Annotated in this window: 13 protein-coding genes and 2 tRNA genes; 2 read left to right on the forward strand and 13 right to left on the reverse strand. The window is 32.7% G+C overall.

The genetic code is table 11. The annotated features are described in order from the left end of the window. Positions 1-1,145: 1,145 nt before the first annotated feature. The 7 genes from metK to GOY12_RS01980 all read right to left on the reverse strand — a co-directional run bounded on the left by metK (position 1,146) and on the right by GOY12_RS01980 (position 11,380). Positions 1,146-2,327, reverse strand: a complete 1,182-nt coding sequence (metK, locus tag GOY12_RS01950; protein ID WP_175818394.1) for a methionine adenosyltransferase — start codon at positions 2,325-2,327, stop codon at positions 1,146-1,148. Between the two features lie 1,719 nt (positions 2,328-4,046). Then, positions 4,047-4,123: transfer RNA gene (locus tag GOY12_RS01955), tRNA-Ile, on the reverse strand. Between the two features lie 9 nt (positions 4,124-4,132). Beyond that, positions 4,133-4,402 carry a 50S ribosomal protein L27 gene (rpmA, locus tag GOY12_RS01960; RefSeq protein ID WP_175818395.1) on the reverse strand — a complete coding sequence of 90 codons (270 nt, stop codon included), beginning with the start codon at positions 4,400-4,402 and terminating at the stop codon, positions 4,133-4,135. Between the two features lie 10 nt (positions 4,403-4,412). After that, positions 4,413-4,715 carry a 50S ribosomal protein L21 gene (rplU, locus tag GOY12_RS01965; protein WP_175818396.1) on the reverse strand — a complete coding sequence of 101 codons (303 nt, stop codon included), beginning with the start codon at positions 4,713-4,715 and terminating at the stop codon, positions 4,413-4,415. A 1,049-nt stretch (positions 4,716-5,764) separates the two neighbouring features. Next, positions 5,765-7,189, reverse strand: coding sequence for an Asp-tRNA(Asn)/Glu-tRNA(Gln) amidotransferase subunit GatB (gatB, locus tag GOY12_RS01970; RefSeq protein WP_175818397.1), 1,425 nt, complete (start codon positions 7,187-7,189; stop codon positions 5,765-5,767). A 401-nt stretch (positions 7,190-7,590) separates the two neighbouring features. Next, on the reverse strand, positions 7,591-9,510 hold the full coding sequence (gene dnaK / locus GOY12_RS01975) for a molecular chaperone DnaK (RefSeq protein WP_410543530.1): 1,920 nt from the start codon (positions 9,508-9,510) through the stop codon (positions 7,591-7,593). Positions 9,511-9,604: 94 nt separating this feature from the next. Next, positions 9,605-11,380, reverse strand: coding sequence for an Rne/Rng family ribonuclease (locus GOY12_RS01980; protein WP_175818399.1), 1,776 nt, complete (start codon positions 11,378-11,380; stop codon positions 9,605-9,607). A gap of 152 nt (positions 11,381-11,532) precedes the next feature. On the opposite strand from GOY12_RS01980, the gene rpmG reads away from it, so the two are divergent. Then, positions 11,533-11,733 carry a 50S ribosomal protein L33 gene (rpmG, locus tag GOY12_RS01985; RefSeq protein ID WP_175818400.1) on the forward strand — a complete coding sequence of 67 codons (201 nt, stop codon included), beginning with the start codon at positions 11,533-11,535 and terminating at the stop codon, positions 11,731-11,733. Positions 11,734-11,757: 24 nt separating this feature from the next. Beyond that, positions 11,758-12,033: an XRE family transcriptional regulator gene (locus GOY12_RS01990; RefSeq protein ID WP_175818401.1), complete on the forward strand. Its 276-nt coding sequence runs from the start codon at positions 11,758-11,760 to the stop codon at positions 12,031-12,033. 2,847 nt (positions 12,034-14,880) lie between these two features. Here GOY12_RS01990 and GOY12_RS01995 read toward each other — a convergent pair. From GOY12_RS01995 to dnaE, 6 genes are all read right to left on the reverse strand, one after another. Continuing rightward, positions 14,881-14,956: transfer RNA gene (locus GOY12_RS01995), tRNA-Met, on the reverse strand. Next, entirely contained in the window at positions 14,947-16,248 is a 1,302-nt protein-coding gene (gene purB / locus GOY12_RS02000; RefSeq protein WP_175818402.1) for an adenylosuccinate lyase, read from the reverse strand. The genes GOY12_RS01995 and purB overlap by 10 nt, the downstream gene beginning before the upstream one ends. Before the next feature lie 106 nt (positions 16,249-16,354). Continuing rightward, entirely contained in the window at positions 16,355-16,912 is a 558-nt protein-coding gene (gene rplI, locus GOY12_RS02005) for a 50S ribosomal protein L9 (RefSeq protein WP_175818403.1), read from the reverse strand. Positions 16,913-16,919: 7 nt separating this feature from the next. Further along, positions 16,920-17,195, reverse strand: a complete 276-nt coding sequence (gene rpsR / locus GOY12_RS02010; protein ID WP_175818404.1) for a 30S ribosomal protein S18 — start codon at positions 17,193-17,195, stop codon at positions 16,920-16,922. Beyond that, positions 17,195-17,533 (reverse strand): 30S ribosomal protein S6, encoded by a 339-nt coding sequence (rpsF, locus tag GOY12_RS03780; protein WP_410543531.1) that lies wholly within the window; start codon positions 17,531-17,533, stop codon positions 17,195-17,197. Before rpsF ends, rpsR begins: the two co-directional genes overlap by 1 nt. Before the next feature lie 489 nt (positions 17,534-18,022). After that, positions 18,023-21,358, reverse strand: coding sequence for a DNA polymerase III subunit alpha (gene dnaE / locus GOY12_RS02020; protein ID WP_175818406.1), 3,336 nt, complete (start codon positions 21,356-21,358; stop codon positions 18,023-18,025). Between the last annotated feature and the right edge of the window lie 317 nt (positions 21,359-21,675).

Genomic DNA, 21,675 nt, shown 5'->3' on the forward strand with positions numbered 1-21,675 from the left:
GCATATAAATTAGCTTTAAATTGTCAATGCTACTAGGGAATAAGTGATCAAATTTTAAGAAATTACATACGCTATTCTAAATAACTCAAGCATTTTTACTTCTCTCATTTCTACTTAGTTTTTTACAACATTCATCAATAGTATTTCTTAAAATGATACATCATTATATCTATTGTTTTTTAAAATCTACTTTCCACATTATTAATAACAGTCCTACACATTAATATGCAAAACCACAAAACTATTATAATACTCATAATACTCCATATATAAAGTAAATAAAAAATTAGCAAGGTTAAAATAGATAATGAGAGACTTCTTCGACATCCCAGATCACATACAGTAAAGTAGCAATCATAGAAAAATCTATTAGCAGCTACTAACCTTTGTATCACTTTAACAATATAACTTTGAATTTTCTATATATAGCTAATTACACTCTTTAAAAGTTTAATCCATAGCAACTCTTAGTTATATTATTAAACATATAAAAATACTAAAAAACAGGGGGGGGTGGTTAATATGAATAACTCTATGTAAATTACAATCTGTGAGCTGCATTATAACATATTTCAAAACTCCATTTAGCTCTGCAGTCCTACTGTAAAAGAATTCTGACATGTTCTTTTTTTCACTATTATTATATTTTTTATATAGACTGTTCATGATTCTAGTCACATAATCAATATGGTATTTGCTACATTGTACTAAAAAAAGGTCTATCTGTTTCTAATGTTTATTATTAACAACAGTGTTTCTTTCACAATACTACAAATAACTATTCATAGCATATGAAACATTGATAAAATGCTGCTTAATCTTCAAGCAACAGAATTACGATATGTAATAACCAATAAAGCATGAGTGCACAGTACCTATTATATGATTATATAAAAAATCCTGCTAGCATGCTGGTAGTAGAATTTGAATTTTTTATAATTTGTTTGCTCATTTAATATTGAAAGGGTATTCTTTTATTTTATCAGACAAGATTTGATGATTCTCTTATAGTTCGTTATAGAATCCTTCCTTCATTCTGTTACACACTTTACCCTATAAATAAAAATTGCTGTTAATATAGTGCTACTATTATAAAATGTTAGTTATACTTTAATACCAAGCTAGCATATTAGCATTAAGTCAAATTAAAAATTCTGGCAATCTAAAAAAATATCTTTGCTGTTCTCTATATTGAATTCTTTACGAAGAGTGCTAGACAAACTTGTGTCTTCCCAAGAAAATTTACCATCTTCTCCTGATTTTTTACCGAAGTGTCCATAATAGGCCGTATATTTATATATAGGACGGTTAAGCGATAAATGTTTAATGATACCTTTGGTTGATAAATCTATATTATTTTCAATAAATTCTTTAACCCTTTTTTCATCTACCGTATTTGTACCAAATGTATCAATATAGAATGAAGTAGGTTTTGATATACCAATTGCATAAGAAAGCTGAACAAGACAACGCTCAGCTAAGCCCGCAAAGACAATATTTTTAGCAAGATATCTTGCCATATAGGCTGCAGATCTATCAACTTTTGTTGCATCTTTTCCAGAAAACGCTCCCCCACCGTGTGGAATATATCCTCCATAAGTATCAACCATAATTTTTCGTCCAGTTAACCCACAATCGCCAGCTGGTCCACCAATAACAAACCTACCAGTCGGATTAACTAGGAGGTTCTCCTCAGGACACATCCATCCTTTTGGTAAAGACGAAACTATATAAGGGTAAATTATTTCTCTTACTTTTAGCTGATCTAGGTTTTCTGGATGTTGTATTGAAACAACAATACTCTCAGCACGCACTGGAAGATTATTCTCATACACCAAAGTGATCTGCGATTTTGCATCTGGCCCAAGCTTCACTTTCCTAGCTGCATTCATAATATTTTTCATAATCGAATGCGCATAAAAAATCGGTGCTGGCATGAGGCTTTCTGTCTCTGTTGTTGCATAACCATACATTACCCCCTGATCCCCAGCACCTTGATTCACCCCTATTGCAATGTCATTTGATTGTTCATGCAATAATATATTCACCTTCACCTTTCTCCAGTGAAAGCCATCATGCTTATAACCAACACTCCTTATTATACTCCTTGCAATATTTTCAATCCTGTAATTTTCAATACTAGGTCCAAACACTTCCCCTGCTATAATAACATTGTCTCTAGTAACTAAAGTTTCTATTGCAGTTCGCGAAGAAGAGTCAGCAAAAAGGTATTCATCAAGTATTGCATCTGAAATTTGATCTGCAACTTTATCTGGGTGACCAGCCGCAACTGATTCACTAGTTACAAATTTTTTATGTAAACTCACGCCTTAGATTTTCACTTGTACAACAAAAATTATCATAGAATAACATAGTTAGTAATCACTAAATGACAGACCTTATAACTTATAATATAAAAAACCTCCTTACGCTTCTTGCTAATTTGATAAATTAGCTATACAGGTTACATTTACTATCTCTTATATACTTAAAGGCCTCTACCATGTTGAGAACTAACAGAAAAACTAAACTAAATTTACAGAATAAAGTTTAACTAAGTCAACAAAAGATTTTTTGTTGTTACTAACTTTAATTAAACTCCACTACAAGCAGGTAAAACTCAGGTGATCTTCGATAACTTGTAAGTAACACCTTATAAAGATACTACAGAATTTTCTTCCAGACGAAAAGTATTGTGCGCATATGCATAAGTGTTTTAATTTTTCTAAGTCTTTTGTATACGTCAAGAAAGTAAGTTAATAATGCTAAAAGTTGTTACACACCTAATACTGTGTGCTGTTATGATGAGTTAAAGGTTCATAGATTTCTACAAGAGAAAAAAATAAATGCCGCCTATACTGAGTGATGTCAGCCATTGATGAACCTAAGGCTTCATACACAGAGCATCTCCTCAACCAAGAACTAAGTATATATAATAACACTGACAAAGATAGTCTAGATACCTTTATATTATATTGCTCAATGGCAATGTTTAAGGTTGTAAAACTTTTTATCAGAAAAGAAAAACATTAACTCTATTAGAAATAGTAAATTTTATATTATTACATTTTGCTGCTATAGAAGTAAATGTAGTGAAAGGTCAATTGACACTGTCAGGAAGAGTCATTCAAATGTTGTAGCATTACTTTTTTTTCTCATAAGAGCTGTGTCCATACTATCAATACGCCCTAAAAAAGTAATAAGAAAGGTTTTTGCGTAGCATTTTAACGCAGATATAAAGTAGGTCTCTAACTTTACTTAAGCCATAAGATGCTCAATGAACTATCAAGTTGTACAGCTTGAAACCAAAAGCAATTTTACTATTCACTTAGTAATAAGTAATCACTTTGCTCCTATTTATAGAATATATCACAATAACTACACTTTTTGGCAGCAATTTCAGTATCCATCTCCAAATCTAACAATACTGGTTAACTTATAAAGTTATAGAAAAAAGGAGCAAAATTAGCACTAAAATTAATGTAAAAGGTGATAATATACCTTTACTTATCAACACCAATATACATTTTAGTAACAAAAAAACTCTAAGATCATCTCTTGCAATGCAGATATACACACCAAAGAAATTTTTATTAGTAAAATCAACTTTAAAGAAATAACTAATTTTATAGTCAGCAAGTTCATTACTAATTTCTTATTAATAAATTCAACTAAGAAGTCAGTTATTCGAAAAAGCAGACAATAAATTCGAACCCATCTAAATAACCTAACAGCAGATAGCTAGATCACTAGTATTTTTTGTCATACTATTTCACTTAATACTTGTTACTGAAATATTATAACGTATCACTTCAAATCTGCAAAGTTTATGCTAACTTATAATTTCTAGATCTAAAAAAAAGAATAAAAAACAGGAAAATAGGACAAACCCAGTTTTATATGTGATATATCAGTCGCCAGCTTTATTGTATAATGAGTAGCAGCAGAAAAGAAAAAAGACAAATACCTTGAGGAGCAAAAATTGTTATTGAAGAGGTTTCGCACTACACCAAATTATTTATAGGGAAAAATCCAAACAAAAAAGTTGGTGGGCCTGGGAAGAGTTGAACTTCCGACCTCACGCTTATCAGACGTGTGCTCTGACCAGCTGAGCTACAGACCCCTGATTTATCTAAGTTGAAACTTGTATATTGCTCATAGACAAAATATCAATAAAAGTCTTTCCACTTACTGATCTTCTAAACTTGACCCAGCCTTCCACTTTAGCAAAAATCGTATGATCTTTACCCATACCAACATTTTTTCCGGGGTGAAATTTTGTTCCCCTTTGACGGACAATTACATTACCAGGAAAGACTTTCCCGTTTTTTTTTATTCCTAACCTACGGCCTGCAGAATTTCTACCATTACAGGAACTACCACTTGATTTTTTAGTAGCCATATTTTACCTCTTACCTTTGAAGATTAATTTCACTGATACGAAGAACAGTTATATACTGTCTATGGCCAATTTTTCTACGATAATTTTTTCTTCTCTTTTTTTTGAAGACTATAATTTTTTCCCCTTTACGTTGCTCAAGCACTTTAGCTTTAACAGTAACATTCGGTGAATAAGACAAACCACTATCCGAAAAACAAATTACTCTATTGATTTCTACCTCCTTTCCTTCCTCAGCCTTCAATTTTTCTATTTTTATCACGCTACCCCTTTTCACTAAGTACTGCTTTCCACCTGTCTCGATTACCGCAAACATATCAAATACACACTCTCACTACTAATTTTAATAATAAAAGGTGCCATATATATTGTCAAGACAAATAACCCACCTGAAGTCACATCAAACACCTCCAGTAGACACAACAGGGAACGTGCTACGAGTAAAGCAATTACCCCCAAAAGCTTTGATGATTATATTTAACAGCACAATATAACATGTCCACTTTTTTTGAAACTCCTTTTATATCTTTAACTCAGCCTAACACTTCCTTCAAAGGATCATTGAAATAATTGAACTTCTTGATCAACTTACTATTCCATTTCACCTTTCCCAAAATTATCTCTCACTAAAATCCTTGATCCCTTTACCGCTAATTTTCCCGCCTTTTTACATCTTGTAAAATCTGTGCTTTACTTAGAGTAAAGCAGCATTACCCTCTTAATTACTATTCTATATCTTCTACCTTGTCTACACCCAAAAATTTACCTTTTATATCTATTCTCACAAACAAAATTTCCTCTCTTTAATTCCCTTCTTCACTTCGCACCACTCTCAGCTTCTCACTTTGTATTACATTAAATCTACTAGATCAAAAATCAATGCTTGTAGCAATAACAAAAATACTTTGTTCCACTCTTGAACTTTTCACTACCATTGCTCTTTAAATAAGCGATAAAATATTTCACTAAGTAAACTTACCACTTTTTATTAATAAGCTATCTATATGGATTCTATATTCTTGTTTTGTATGTTCTTGCTTTATGTAAAGCTTCATACCGTTTCTTTATCTACTCTGTTTGACTCACTTCTTTTATAATATAAAATAACATAATCAAAATCTGAAACCAGCTCAAATTCTGCAACTAAAAAAGTATATCTTTACCCATAGCACATGGAGAAATAGAACTAGCTGCATCATCTTGATAGATGATACCAAAGACATTTTACCTACAGGTAGAGTAACTCTCAGATGCCTTCAATCTTACATAATCTTATGAATTATATTAATAAACTCACACATTCCAACACATAGATATAAGAACATAGACCTGAAACATTATAAGGTGTGTTGTTAACATAAAAGATTAGTCATTTAATCTTTCACTCAAAATCAAATTCACAACATCAGGGTTAGCTTTTCCTTTAGTAAATTTCATAACTTCACCAACGAAAAATCCGTATAATTTTATCTTACCACTTTTATATTCTTGAACCTTATCTTGGTTATCATCAATAATCCTGCTGACAATCTCTGATATTTGCCTTTTATCAACTACTTGCCTTAAATCATATTCTTCTATAATAAGAGAAGCAGACTTACCAGTTTCAAACATAATATCAAAAACCCGCTTACCAAGTTTAGCAGATATTGTTCCATTAACAATAAAATCTAAAAGCTTCGATAAGGCATTTGCTTTAATTGGAGAGTTTGTGATATCAATGCTCGCTTTATTCAAACGACCAAAAAGTTCTACGGTTAACCAAGTAATTGCAAGCTTTAAATCGTGTTTTTTTATCAATTCTTCAAAGTAGTCAGCAATTGCTTTGTCAGAAATAATAACGTCCGCGTCATATTCATTGATACCTAATTCCCTAATATATCGCAGTTTTTTTTGATCTGGCAATTCAGGTAAAGATAACTTAATAGAATCAATTCTGTCCTGGCTTATCTCAACAGGCAATAAATCAGGCTCAGGAAAATATCTATAGTCACTTGCATCCTCTTTGTTCCGCATTACCTTTGTTTCTCTTAAAGCAACATCAAATAACAAGGTATCTTGATTTACCCTTCCTCCACTCTCTAAAATCTCAATTTGTCTTTGTATTTCATAGTCTATAGCTTGAATAATACAACGTATTGAATTCAGGTTTTTTATTTCACAACGAGTGCCAAATGCATCACTGCCTCTTGGACGTACAGAAACATTTGCATCACAACGAAGTGACCCACTTTCCATGTCACCATCACATGAACCAATGTAACGCAAAATCTGCCTTAACTTTTTCATAAATTCTGCAGCTTCTGCAGATGACCTAAGATCTGGCTCTGAAACGATTTCCATTAAAGCAACCCCTGCACGATTTAGATCTACGTAAGTCTTACTTTTTCCATGAATGCTCCTTCCTGCATCTTGTTCTAAATGAATCCTTGCAACTCCTATTTCTTTTTCATTATTTTCGATAAAAATTTTGCCGTTCTTAACTATCGGCTCAAAAAACTGAGTTATCTGATAACCTTGCGGTAAATCAGGGTAAAAATAATTTTTCCGATCAAAATAGGAATACTTATTAATCTCTGCAGAAAGTGCAAGACCAGTGCGTATTACCTGTTCTATAGAGTAATAATTTAGTATCGGTAATGTACCTGGCATTGCTGCATCAAACAGAGAAACCTGAGTATTATGCTCAGCACCAAACTTAGTTGATGAATTAGAAAATAGCTTTGCCTTAGAAGAAATTTGAGCATGCACCTCAAGCCCAATTACTGCTTCCCAATCCTCTTTTGACATGCACTTAACTTAAATAGTAATTTGAATATTCTGCAAAATTAGCACAAAAAGTCAAAAATAAAACTCATGTTTTTATATTTCCATCTTAATTTTTTAATATAATGATTTTAAATCATTATATTAAAACAAATATTGCAGTTTTAGATAAAAGTATAAAAAACCATTTGATAACCCTCCATTAACTCAATCTATTGTAAGATTAAAGATATTCAGTCACCTTCAGATCTATACAAAGATTAAACCAAAAAAAGGGCTAAGTACTTGGCACCTTTCCTTTACTCAATAAGCCTTTTAAATACTAAAGCATCTTATAACTAGGTAAGAAAGCCTCACCTAAATAAATTTAAAAAATATACTATAAAAAGCTGACACTGAACGAAAAAAATCAAATACACCTCCCCCTATTTATTTTCTTCTTTGTTATCTATATCCTGATAATCAGAATCCACCACCTTTCCTTCCTCACTATTTGACATAGACGAACCGGCAGAGTCTTTTCCACCCTGCTGTTGAGATTCTTTATATACAACTTCTCCAAGCTTCATAGATAACTGAGAAAGATTAGTAATCTTCTGCTGTATTAAATCAACATCATTAACACTATTAGACTTGATGACTTCCTTTAACTCATTGACTGCATTTTCAATAGCAGACTTATCCTCTGGTAAAACTTTATTACCATACTCTTTCAGAGACCTCTCTGTATAATGAACTAAACTATCTGCCTGATTCTTTACTTCAATGAATTTCTTACGTTCCTCATCCTCTTGTGCCTTTTCCTCAGCTTCTCTCACCATGCGACTTATTTCATCATCAGATAAACCACCTGAAGACTGAATACGTATTTTTTGCTCTTTCTTAGTAGCTTTATCTTTTGCAGAAACATGAACTATTCCATTCGCATCTATATCAAATGTCACTTCAATCTGAGGAATTCCACGAGGAGCAGGTGGTATTCCTTCTAAACTAAATTGGCCGAGCAATTTATTATCAACCGCCAATTTCCTCTCACCTTGATATACCTTAATAGTAACAGCAGCTTGATTATCCTCTGCAGTTGAAAATACCTGAGATTTTTTAGTAGGAATTGTAGTATTACGCTCAATAAGCGGAGTGAATACTCCCCCTAAAGTTTCAATACCAAGAGAAAGTGGTGTTACATCAAGTAATAATACATCCCTTACATCACCTTGAACAATTCCTGCTTGTATTGCAGCTCCAATCGCCACAACTTCATCAGGATTTACCCCTCTATGCGGATCTTTACCAAAGAACTCTTTAACCTTCTCGATTACTTTTGGCATGCGGGTCATTCCACCAACAAGTACCACTTCACCAATTTGACTAGCAGACATACCAGCATCTTCAAGAGCCTTTTTACAAGGAACCATAGTCCTTTTAATTAAATCATTCACTAAACTTTCAAGTTTAGCCCTTGTTAACTTCATATTTAAGTGTTTTGGGCCACTTGCATCAGCTGTAATGAACGGTAGATTTATCTCCGTTTCCATCGCACTTGATAATTCAATTTTTGCTTTTTCCGCAGCCTCTTTGATCCTCTGCATAGCCATTGGATCATTTCTCAAGCTTACACTACTATTTTTTTTAAACTCATCTAATAAGTAACTTACTACTGCATCATCAAAGTCTTCACCACCAAGATGAGTATCACCATTCGTTGCTTTAACCTCAAAAACTCCATCACCTATTTCAAGTACTGAAACATCAAATGTACCACCACCAAGGTCATATACTACTATCGTGTGTCCATGCTTCTTATCAAGACCATAAGCAAGCGCTGCAGCAGTAGGCTCATTAACTATCCTTAGTACATTTAACCCAGCAATTTTCCCTGCATCCTTTGTTGCTTGGCGTTGAGAGTCATTAAAATAAGCTGGCACTGTTATCACAGCATCCTTTACCTCTTCTCCAAGATAAGCTTCTGCTGCTTCTTTCATGTTTTGCAGTATAAATGCACCAATTTGACTAGGGGAGTATTCTCTATTACCAGCTGTTTTAACCCATGCATCGCCATTTTTTGCCGCAAACACTTTATACGGAACATTTAGACTTTTTATCTCAGGATCACTATGTTGACGACCTATCAATCTCTTAGTAGCAAAAAAGGTATTGCTTGCATTTGTAGTTGCTTGTCTTTTTGCAGGAGCACCAATCAATCTTTCGCCCGATGAAGTAAATGCAACTATAGATGGAGTAGTTCTTGCTCCTTCTTTATTTTCTATTACCTTTGTGTCCTTACCTTGCATTATCGCAACACAAGAATTTGTTGTCCCAAGATCTATACCTATTGCTCTCCCCATAATGAATACTCCCTTGTAAATATTATCTAACATAAGGATATATAAGTATGAAACTTACTAATTACAAGTCCCATTTGGGATTTCTAATTAGCTATTAGAGCTTACAAAGACGCGAAAGCCATCTAGTCAACCAAAAGTTATTTTGTAACCCACCTGAGTAATCAATCTTCTCATTGTCTCTGCCCTCAACTTTGTAACCAGAGTTTTGCAGTGGCTTACAATCACTTAAACTAACTTCATCTCCTCGTTTTAAAATAAACACATCTACGTTTAAATTATTATCAACACTAACGTTCAATTTAATATTAAACTCTCTTTCGATCGTAGAAACGGTATCGCGCTTATTACTAAAAATATGTGCAATAATTGAACCATGCGCTGATAAATCAAACGACCCATTTCGATTTCTACTAGCAACATACTGTAATTCTCTTAATATTGACGCAACAATTACTTCATTTGACTTTACCTTACCAACTCCCTTACAGTGTAAACATTCTGTAGTATTGATTTCCTGTATGCTCGGTTTAATCCTTTGCCTTGAAAACACCATTAAACCAAAGTCATTTATATAGCTAAACTGGACCCTTGCTTTATCATCTTTAAACGCCTGTCTAACAGCAAATTCAACAGCTCTACAATACTGATATTTCAACATACCAATAAAATCTACTACTATTAACCCTGATAAGCCTCTTAAATTCACTTGCCTTGATATTTCAGGTACTGCTTCCATATTGGTCCTATAAGCTGTTTCTTCTATACTATCCTCCCCCATCATTTTTCCCGAGTTTACATCTATTGAAACAAATGCTTCAGTTAAAGTTATTATTAAAGAACCACCAGATGGCAATTTTACTCTATTGCTATATAACTCAGAAACTTGATCCTCAATTCCATAGTAAGTAAATATCGGAATAAAACCTCTATACAACCTATAACGCAACTTACTACCCTTTAACGCATTCTCAGCATATTGTCTCACTACTTCAAAAGCTTCCTTCCCAGACACTATAACTTCTACATCATTACTACAAAAATCACGAATAGATCTCATAATTAAATCTGCTTCGTTATAAATTAACGATGGAACATTTGCAGAGGAAGCATTTTTCTGGATGCTCTGCCACAATGAAAATAAATAATTATAATCCTGTTCAATTTCTTTCTTGCTCTTTCCTGAGCCAACAGTCCTAATTATTAAACCTGACCTTTTTGGCAAGTCCATTGAATCAAGTACATCTTTTAATTGCTTTCTGATACTAGTGTCCTCAATTTTGCGAGATACTCCACCTCTACTCATAGAATTTGGCATGAAAACACAGTACCTACCTACTAAAGTTATATAAGTTGTAAATGAAGCCCCCTTGTTACCACGTTCCTCTTTAGTCAGTTGAACTAACATTTTTTGATTAACCGCAATAACATCCTGTAACTTATACCTCTTATATAAATTATATAAAGATACTTCCCTTACAAATCCATTATTAGACTCATTAACATTTCTATTAACTGCGTAATCTGAAGAAACATTCGTTGATGTACTACTATCTTCCTCTGTATAACCACCATTTGAACAATTTCCAAAAAAAGCTTCCTTCTCCTTTTCTGAAATATTAAAATAATCCGGAGATATTTCAGAAAAAGATAAAAAACCTTGCTTATTTTTCCCATACTCAATAAATACAGCTTGCAAAGAAGGCTTTATACGCTTTACATGAGCAACGTATATATTACCTCTTAATTGCCTTTTTTCCTTGAATTCTTGCTCAAATTCTACAACCTTATTATTGACTAACAAAGCAATCCTCACCTCATCAGAGCAGATAGAATTTTCTATTAATAGTAACCTTTTACTACTATTCGCCACTTGCGTTTCATTCTGAATTTAACTTCATATTATCAATACGCTGCAGATTGTCAAGAATTTTACGATCTACATCATTCAAAATGATACAAAATAGTTGACTTTTAGTACTTTATATAATAAACTCATAAAGAACTTATATTGTTATACTAAATATGGCAAAAAAGAGCGCTTCTTTGCTTGTTAAGCTAGTTAGCAGTGCAACCAAGAAAACAAGTACTGGTGAAGAAAAACCGACAGGCTACTTCTATATTAAAAAGCGTAATCCAAAAAAGCTTACTAGAAAACTAGAGCTGAGAAAATATGATCCGGTAGCCAGAAAACATGTATTATTTAAAGAAGAAAAATTAAAGTAGTTTTCTATAAGGAAGTTTTTTGCCATGCAAAATTCACAATTAAGTTATCCAATAGTGATAGAATTGGGTGACATAAAAGATACAAAACTGAAATTGATAAAGGTTATCGCACAGTTAATAAGTAAGAAATATAGAACACAAAAAAAAGCGGCAATCGCTCTAAGGATTGATCAACCTAAAGTATCTCAAATTAATAAATCAAAAATTGAAGGCTTCTCCCTAGAGTACTTGCTCAACTTATTGATTGCACTTGACCAAGATATAGATATGGAAATAAAGCATAATTCCAAACTTATATAATAAGGTTGTCTATTTATTCTAATTTTAGAATAAATTGCAATTAACACTAACAAAAATTTCTAAAATCTATACTTAATAGCTGTCTTGAGGCTACTAGCAATAAATTAAACATACGGAATACTGTATTATTATACAGTACTATAAAAATGGAATACATTTACAGCTCTATGACTCGTCCTCTTCAAATGCTTTTTGCTAGTGTATCTAGCTTGAGTGTAGCAATACCACAAAAACGAACTCTTTTATACCTGCTTATCAACTCAATAGAACTAGTTATATAGGATGCATTTCGTACCCCCTTGTTTACAACTCACTTAGTTGAGAACTTACAAAAAAAACTTGTAGAGCAAAATTGAGTCAACAAAAGACTTCTTATCTATCTTTAATTTTAACTAAGTTAGTTTTCTATTTTAACATATCTCTATCACACCACCTCACTTCACTTAAAATCAAAGGCCAGTTATAACTTTGCTATAGACTGTTAAATTCTATGTAGATTTACTAATTTGATAACTTCTTAACAAACTATAGACAGCATATCTTCATATCATTTGCTCATGTATTAAAGGCTAATCGACAACCACACTAGACCGGTATGTAAGTAACTCCCTAGCATTTCAAGGGAATATCCTTCACTTTCTATTCCTTCATCTCCATCTCAGGTCCAGAAAAAGGTATCTTAAAGCAAATTGATCTCATTAATATCGATGATATTATCCTCAACAATGCTGCGCTAAGTAAGAAAATAGATATTTCTTATAAACGAAACACTTTTTTTTTGCTAACATTTGTGTTAATCAAGCTGTTTACTTAATAACTACTTGTGCTTAAACTAGCTCTAGTTTAGATGAGTTCAAAACATGTAAATACCAAGTGTACAAGCAAAGCTAACTGCTTAATTACTAAACTTGTCAAAAATTTCTAAGATACCTGACATAAATATACTTGCGCTTGAAAAACACAATGTAAATTCTTATAAATTGAAAAAAATACCCTTTCAGTTTAGGTGACACAAACATCTTTCCAACTCTTGTTTAGATGGATACCGACAAGTTAGTACAGGCAAAATTAGGATTTCATAAAAATCCAAGTACATTCATTAAATGAACCATCAAGTAAATGTATAAAATGAAGATATTTATATCACTATATAATTTCTTTATCATTTTTAAATTTCTTATTCACTGAAATATTAAATTTGAAATAACAAAACCAATGAAAACTAAGTCTAGTATATTCCATTTTACCTTAGATAAATTAAACTTTTCTGTAATATATCCTATACTCGCTCCCAGGTCTAAAATATACCATGAATAAAATCTAGGAAAATAAATTTTTAATAAATCAACTAGTTTTGTAGCACATCCTTTTTGAACAAAAGCTATATGCACAAGATAAGCTTGCTCTACTAAAATTGCTCTATATATACTCTTTTTGTAACCATATTAAGACAAGAAAATCTATAATTTTGCTCATACACAAAAATAATGCTAATATAAACTTAGATTATGATAACCTCTGCACTATATTATAGTTAGTTAATAATTCTAAATTCTGTATTAATTTTGCTTTATTTAAATGATAAAAAGGCTACAACTCACTAAGTTATAATATCATGGTTCTTATGAAATGATATTATGCCATCTATCGTACCTTATTTGAAAGCTCTGCGTTATCGCTTTTAACTTTAACTTGTGTTTTTTGCATAATCACAAGTCAAATTCTAGAAAATTGATAAAAGAGAGGTTGAATAAATAAGTCCTGAATATTTATTAACAAGGCAATTTTTATCATAATACTAAAACAAATATTATATGTACTAAAGTTATCTTAAGGCTTTACTAACAATGCCTGAAATTGACGTAGAATTTTCTCAGAAGGTTAACGTCAGTAGAAAAGCTTCATGATCTTCACTAAGATTTAAAATTTCCTATATCAATACAATATCCCCCATTCATACTGAAAATTGTTTCAGCGATAACAAACTTAAGCCTTAAATCACTCCTGAATTTTGCAAGCAAATCTACCCAAGTGGCCTATATCATTATGTAATATCGCACGAGTTCAGCATTGCTAAAAAATATAGCTTAGCATTTATAGACTATCATAACCCGTACTTATCAAAAAAGACAATAGATTTGTACAAGTGTTGGTTGACCACAATAAGCTTATAAGGACTATTAAATTATCCCAGAAGCCTAAGTTAGTTAAAGATGAGGGCTAACTCAGTTTTTGACTTAAACAGAAGCGCAATCGTTAGTAGAGAAAAAAAAGGTCCATTCTTAGTAAGCTGAAGTTTCTTGTGATCCATGATATTTTTCTTTATTTTAGAATATATTACAATACTCATTGTATAGGTTGTACATAATCCGTTTACCAATGAGGAATCTAAATTCTGATAAAAAAATTAATTTTTACCAAGTCAGATTAAATCTTCAGTGACACATTTGAAGAATACTATAGTAAAGATACAACAGTTCTATATTCGTTTATTAGTTGGGGTGAGAAAAATGTTGGATGAACTTACAAGTATTATATTCCCTTATTAAGACTTACTTAGAAAAAATCAAGAACGCTTTCCATAAGAAAATTCTTTAATTAAGAAGGGCCTTATCCTACTTAAAGCAGAAAATTACCATAAATTTCCTTACTTTTTTTAATGAACCAGAATTAGTCCTTTAATATAGAGAACTCATTACTTAAATAATGATGTAGCCATTCTTGACACTTTCTTTACTAGCTACTCTATAGAGTTAACGTTATATCTATACAAGGTTAAAACAGAACATTGCAGCAAAATTTATGCTATATTAGGACTAATATGGAAGGAAGCTCATAAAATACAACTGGTGGCTGAGGAGGGACTTGAACCCACAACCAAGAGGTTATGATCCTCCTGCTCTACCAATTGAGCTACTCAGCCCAATCAAAAACTTTACTATACATATAATCTACATATTTTGTATAATACTCTAAGTTAAACAGAGATTCCAGCTTTTCAGAGTTAATAACTTTAAGTAAAGACTTATCTTGTTTCAACTCAGATAGAAAGTCATTATCATCTCCTTTCACTTTCATTGCATTACTTTGAACAATTTCATATGCTTTTTCTCTTGTTAAACCACTCTGTACTAATTCAAGCAATACACGTTGTGAAAAAATTAAACCTTTTGAAGAGTTTAAATTCTTTTTAATATTTTCTTTATTAATCACTAATTTATTTACTAAATCTGCTAATCGCACTAAAGCGAAATCCATTAATATACAAGCATCAGGAGCAATGCATCTTTCCACAGACGAATGCGATATATCTCGTTCATGCCACAACGCAACATTTTCTAACGCAGGAAACATATAACTGCGTATTAAACGTGAAAGTCCAGTTAGATTCTCACTTAAAATAGGATTACACTTGTGTGGCATAGCAGAACTACCTTTTTGCCCAATGGAAAAATACTCGGAAATTTCTCCAATTTCAGTCCTTTGCAAATGACGAATTTCAATAGCAATATTCTCCATTGAGCTTGCAATCACCCCTAAAACTGAGAAGAACATAGCATGTCTATCACGAGGAATTACTTGAGATGACACAGTTTCAGCTATAAGTCCCATTTTCTTCGCTACATATTCTTCAACAAATGGATCAATATTTGCAAAATTTCCCATTACACCTGATATTTTACAAGTTGAAATTTCTCTTTGAACATTAACTAGCCTTTGATAGCTACGCCTAAACTCTGCATAAAACCTGGCAAATTTTAACCCAAGTGTCGTTGGCTCTGCGTGCATTCCATGACTACGTCCAACACACATAATATCTTTATAGTCCTCAGCTTTTTTCTTCAATGCTGCAAGTAAATTTTGTAAATTCTTGAGCAAAATATCACACGATTCTTTCATCTGTACAGCAAGACATGTGTCTAACACATCAGAACTTGTCATACCGTAATGGAGATAACGAACATTAACTCCTACTTTTTCAGCAATATAAGTTAAAAAAGCTATAACATCGTGTTTTACAGAGGATTCAATCTCATTAATACGTTCAACATCAAATTTAATAGCACCAGAAAGCTTTTCAGCAACATCATTTGGAATCACTCCTAGCTTTGCTTGAGCTTCACATGCTAGTTTTTCTATTTTTAGCCATATATTAAACTTATTGTTTTCCTCCCAGATAGCAGACACTTCTCCATGACTGTAGCGAGGAATCATTAAACGTCCTCTGTTTTACTTCTGAGTATATAAAAAACCAACACCACAAGTTGGAATAACACTAATTTATCTATAAAAAACATTTCCCTGCGGCTATGATCAAAAATCATCTCTGATTAACTTTATCACTATTAGCAGTCTCTTTACCTAAACCCTGTTCAACCTCTTGTTGTTGCAGCTTTTGGCTTTGCAATTTTACTTGCCTTAATTTATACGCATCTATTTCTGATCTAACAACATACACAGCGATTGGCACCACTATTTCACTATGAAGCTCTATATTCACTTGGTACTCACCTAAATTTCTTATCCTTACTCCATTAAAAGATATTCTACGGTAATCAATCTCATGTTCTTGCAAGGACCTTGCAACCTCTCTCGCTGTTATAGAACCAAAAATTTTACCATCTTCAGAAGCTTGCTTTACTAAAATTACAAACTTATCAACAAGAGATGCTGCTAGCTCTTTTGCTAAATCTAATTTTCTTATATTTTCTTCTTCTAAAAAGAAACGTTGCTCCTCTAGTTTTGCTATGTTTTCCTTAGTAGCTTTAATTGCCTTCTTTTGCGGAAAAAGAAAATTACGTGCGTAGCCAGGCTTCACTTTTACAATCTCGCCTAATTTACCGAGTGTTTTTATACCTTCCTTTAAAATCACTAACATAAATCACCTAAACTTTTTTAGTACAATAGGGAACAAGACCCAAAAAACGTGCCCTTATAATTGCTAAACGTAATTTTCTTTGTTTTCTTGCACATACACCCGTTAATCTTCTAGGTAATATTCTACCGTAGTCAGAAGTAAATTTAGATAACAAATCTGTATTTTTATAATCTATATCCTCATCTTTAGATGTAGCAAGAGGACAAATTTTAGAACGCCTAAATCCAGTCCTATTATTCACAGATACATAAGAATCATTAAAACTATTTCGTTTCTTTACCATTATGCACTTTGCTCCTCAACTTGTTTATTCATCATATAAGACTTACCTTCAGAAAATTTATCAACCTGTACAGATAAGTAGCGAATAACATTTTCATTAAGCTTTATTCTACGTATAAATTCGCTCATAACACTTGAAGTAGAGTCTATACACATCATACAGTAATGACCACTCTTCATCTTATTTATCGGATATGCAAAATCTAGTAAGCCCCAATATTCATATTTTATCAATCCTGGAGCTTCAATATTTTCCAAAAGAATTTCTAATGTTTTACCTAACTTATCCAAGTTTGTTATTTCACAATCTTTTAAAGTCTCTTGAAAAACCTTTACCAAATTCTCCGAAATGTTTTCTTTTAAAGTGTTCACTACATTACGAATAAAAACACTCTTAGCAGACTGCTTGCTATTCTCCGAGAGCTTCATAAAATTTTGCGTAACCCTTAAACCTTTTAATCCGTTTTTTAACTCCTTACCAATCTTTAATTTAACCTCTCTCAAATTTGAAAGATCTCCTGCAAGCTCAATCCACAAAATTTTTACAAGATTTTCCAAAAAATTGGAACAATCAACTAAACTCTCTTGAATAGCATTAGACTGTATTTCCAATTCTCGCTTTATAAACTTGTTATTCTCCAAAAAGTTTCTTACTTTTCTAAAAATAATATCCCTTTTAATACTTTTTAACAAAACAGCTAGTTCCTGGACCATCTCTTCTACTTCCTGCTGTAACAAACCCTGCTGTACTACAAAAGTAAATTCATAAAGACTCACTATATTTTCCTTCCTTGATGCCGATCAAATTTTCCATTATACAAGGATTTTTCATATAAGCAAGCTATTTGTATTAATCTCCATACCTTTAACCCAGCTTAAATTAGATATTTCACAAGCAATTTGAGGGGTAATTGAATATGTATCCGGCAACAAGATACTTACCTTATACTTTCCACAGAAGAGTTTCAACATTATCTTGGTTCTGCCTCCATTTTTTAACACTGAATTTAGCTCCTTAGCAATTTTTTGCGAGCCTTCATGCCCAGTTAAGACTAACCTCTCAATTATAGAAGTGATTCCATCTGTAAATTCAGATATACCCTTCCCTGCTAATCTTGTAGTACTTTCTGAAGTTTCAAGGTCAATTATAACAAATGTTCCAGGTAAAAATAGATTTCTTTTCCCTTCTATTATTTTATTATTGTAAAATGCTATTTCAGAAATATTATATGGATCAGAAAGTGTGAGTATAACAAACCTTCCACGCTCTGAGGTTCTCATACGCACGTTTAATACTACACCAGCAGTTTTTGTCGTTCTATTCTCTCCAACAAATCCAATGTTTAATTTTTTTAAAAGAGTTCTAAATTTTTTAAGTGGATGATTAGTTAAGTAAAATCCTAGCGAAAATAACTCATGCTCTAGTTTCTCTTCTTCATTAAAATCTTTCGTATCCTCAAGCTTCGGCTTTAGGACATCAAGATTATTAAATAAACCAGTTTGGTTTGACTCCTTATTTTGTCTATTTTTATTTGCAAAGTAAATCAATGTATCTATTGACTCATACAACTGCTTTCTGTTTTGATGTACACTATCAAATACCCCAGCCTTAATTAGGCTTTCTAGAGCTCTTTTATTTATCACATGCCCAGAATCTTGAATAAATTCCCATATATTCTGATAAGTGCCAGAATTTGTGCCTACTATTCCTTCTGCTATAGAGAAACCAACATTACGCAAAGCAGCAATACCATAGCGTATATGTTTACCTTCTATTGAAAATAGAGCTTGAGACTTATTTACGTCAGGTGGAAGAACAATAATTCCACAAAGCTTTGCAGTATGATAAAACAAATTCAGTTTATCCCTATCACCGATATTTAAATTCATCAAGGCTGTAAAAAACTCCAACGGATAGTTGGCCTTAAGGTAAGCCGTTTGATAAGATATCACTGCATATGCAGCTGCATGAGATTTATTAAATCCATAACCAGCAAATTTCGCAACAAGATCAAAAATATAACTTGCTCTATTATAATCAACACCATTTTTCATTGCTCCTTGGATAAAAAGTTCACGTTGTTTACCCATCTCTTCCTTGATTTTCTTACCCATAGCACGCCTTAGTAGATCTGCCTCAGCTAGGCTGTATCCAGATAGAATACGTGCTATTTCCATTACCTGCTCTTGATAAATTATTACTCCAAATGTTTCTTTTAATACTCCCTCAAGTAATGGATGGATATAATCTGGTTTTTCAAGTCCGTGTTTTCTTGCAATATAAGTCGGAATGTTATCCATAGGCCCTGGGCGATAAAGGGAGATCAAAGCGATAATATCTTCGATACAATCTGGTTTTAACTTGATTAAAGACTCTCTCATCCCAGAACTTTCAAGCTGGAACACTCCAATCGCATCACCTCTTGAGAGCATTTTATAGGTTCTATGATCATTCAAAGAAACTGAAGAAATATCAATTTTTTTTCCATCACGATCAATTAAACGGCACACATGATCTATTAGCGTCAGCGTGCCAAGACCAAGAAAATCAAACTTTATTAGTCCAGCTTTCTCTACATATTTCATGCTATACTGAGTTATTGGCAGAGGCGAATTTGGATCATAATAAACAGGAACAAAGTTTTCCAATTTCCGATCACATATGACAATCCCGGCAGCATGAGTCGAAACATGACGATATATTCCCTCAAGCTTAAGAGAGACATTAAGGAGCTTTGCAATCACCTCATCACTATCTCGTTCTTTCTGCAGATTTTGATCAAGCTTTATTGCTTGTGACAGAGTCACAGGATTTACCGGATTAAATGGAACCATCTTAGATATTTTATCTACCTGAGCATAAGGCATCTGTAATACTCTTCCAACATCTCGTAGCACAGCCCTTGCCTGTAATTTTCCAAAGGTAATTATTTGAGCAACATAACCGTACTTCTTTCGAACATAATCAATAACTAAGTCCCTCTTTTCTTGGCAGAAATCAATATCAAAGTCAGGCATTGACACACGATCAGGGTTTAAAAACCTTTCAAAAATCAGACCAAATTTTGTTGGATCAAGGTCTGTAATCTGCAGCGCCCAAGCAACAATTGATCCAGCACCAGAACCTCTTCCTGGACCAACTGGAATGCCATTTGCTTTACTCCAGCGGATAAAATCAGAAACTATCAAAAAGTATCCAGAATAATTCATTGAAGTTATCACGTTCAGTTCATAATTTAGCCGATCGTAGTACTGTTCAAGGTTTATATCTATTCTATTTGCAATACGCAACTTCAAACCTGTAATCGCTTGCTCCCTCAGTTCTTCATTCTCAGTTTTATTCTCTCGACAAGGAAACTTAGGCAAAATAGGCTGTCTACTTCTTGGCATGTAAGAACACCGTCTAGCTACTACTAAAGTATTATGAATTGCTTCAGGAATATCACTAAATAACTTCTTCATTTCCACCACAGACTTAAAATAATGCTCAGTGGTTGCTTTTTTTCTATTCTTCTTAAGAGAATAACTTCCCTCTGATATACACGTTAATATATCATAAGCTTCATAGTCAGACTTATTTAAAAAAAACACGTCATTCGTTGCAACAAGTGGTATATTGTGCTGGTAAGCAAAGCTTATCAAAGTTCCTTCAAGTTCCAATTTTTTACTAAGTCCATGACGCTGCAATTCAACATATAAACGACCATTAAATGCTGAAAGCAGCCTTTTTACTGCTTCCCTATCTTGTCTCAATAACAGTTGAGATAATATCCCATCATATCCACCGGTCAAAGTGATCAGACCTGAACTTAAACCTAACAGCTCAGCAAAATCAACATAAGGAACATCATTGCTGCTTTCGCGCTTTCTAAAAGACTCACTTACCAAAGTGACTAAATTGGCATAACCTTGCTCACTTTTTGCAAGCACCAATATAGGTAAATTTTGTTCTAAGTGCCGAATTATAATATCACATCCTACTATTAGTTGTATACCCATACTTGCCGCATATTCTGCAAATTCAAGCGAACCAAATAAGTTACCTGAATCAGTAACTGCAACTGCTGGCATCCTATATTGTAAGCAAAGATCGATAAGTTCCTCAATTTTAACTGAACTCTCAAGCAACGAATAAATACTGTGAACACGCAAGTGTATAAACATAAAAAACTTCAAGCCAGTAATAAGAGAATACCATTGATTTATCTATAAGGATACAATTTCATAGAAACAAAAGCTTACCCAATGTACAATAAAACTCCTTAATAATCTTCAACTCTTTTTTTACCGTATGTACCTTATGCTAACCCTTCTAAGTCTTCTATATAAGCTAAACATACACTTATAAAGCACTTAAGATAACACAAAAAATAGTACAGGATTAAGAGTAAGAACAAATAATTAGCCACTAAAGCTCTTCTTTTACTTTTTTTCTTCGTTTAATAAATTTTTTTAAGCACTCATACTTTGTAGTCCAACAG

The sequence above is a fragment of the Wolbachia endosymbiont of Dirofilaria (Dirofilaria) immitis genome (assembly GCF_013365455.1).
Lineage (GTDB): Bacteria > Pseudomonadota > Alphaproteobacteria > Rickettsiales > Anaplasmataceae > Wolbachia.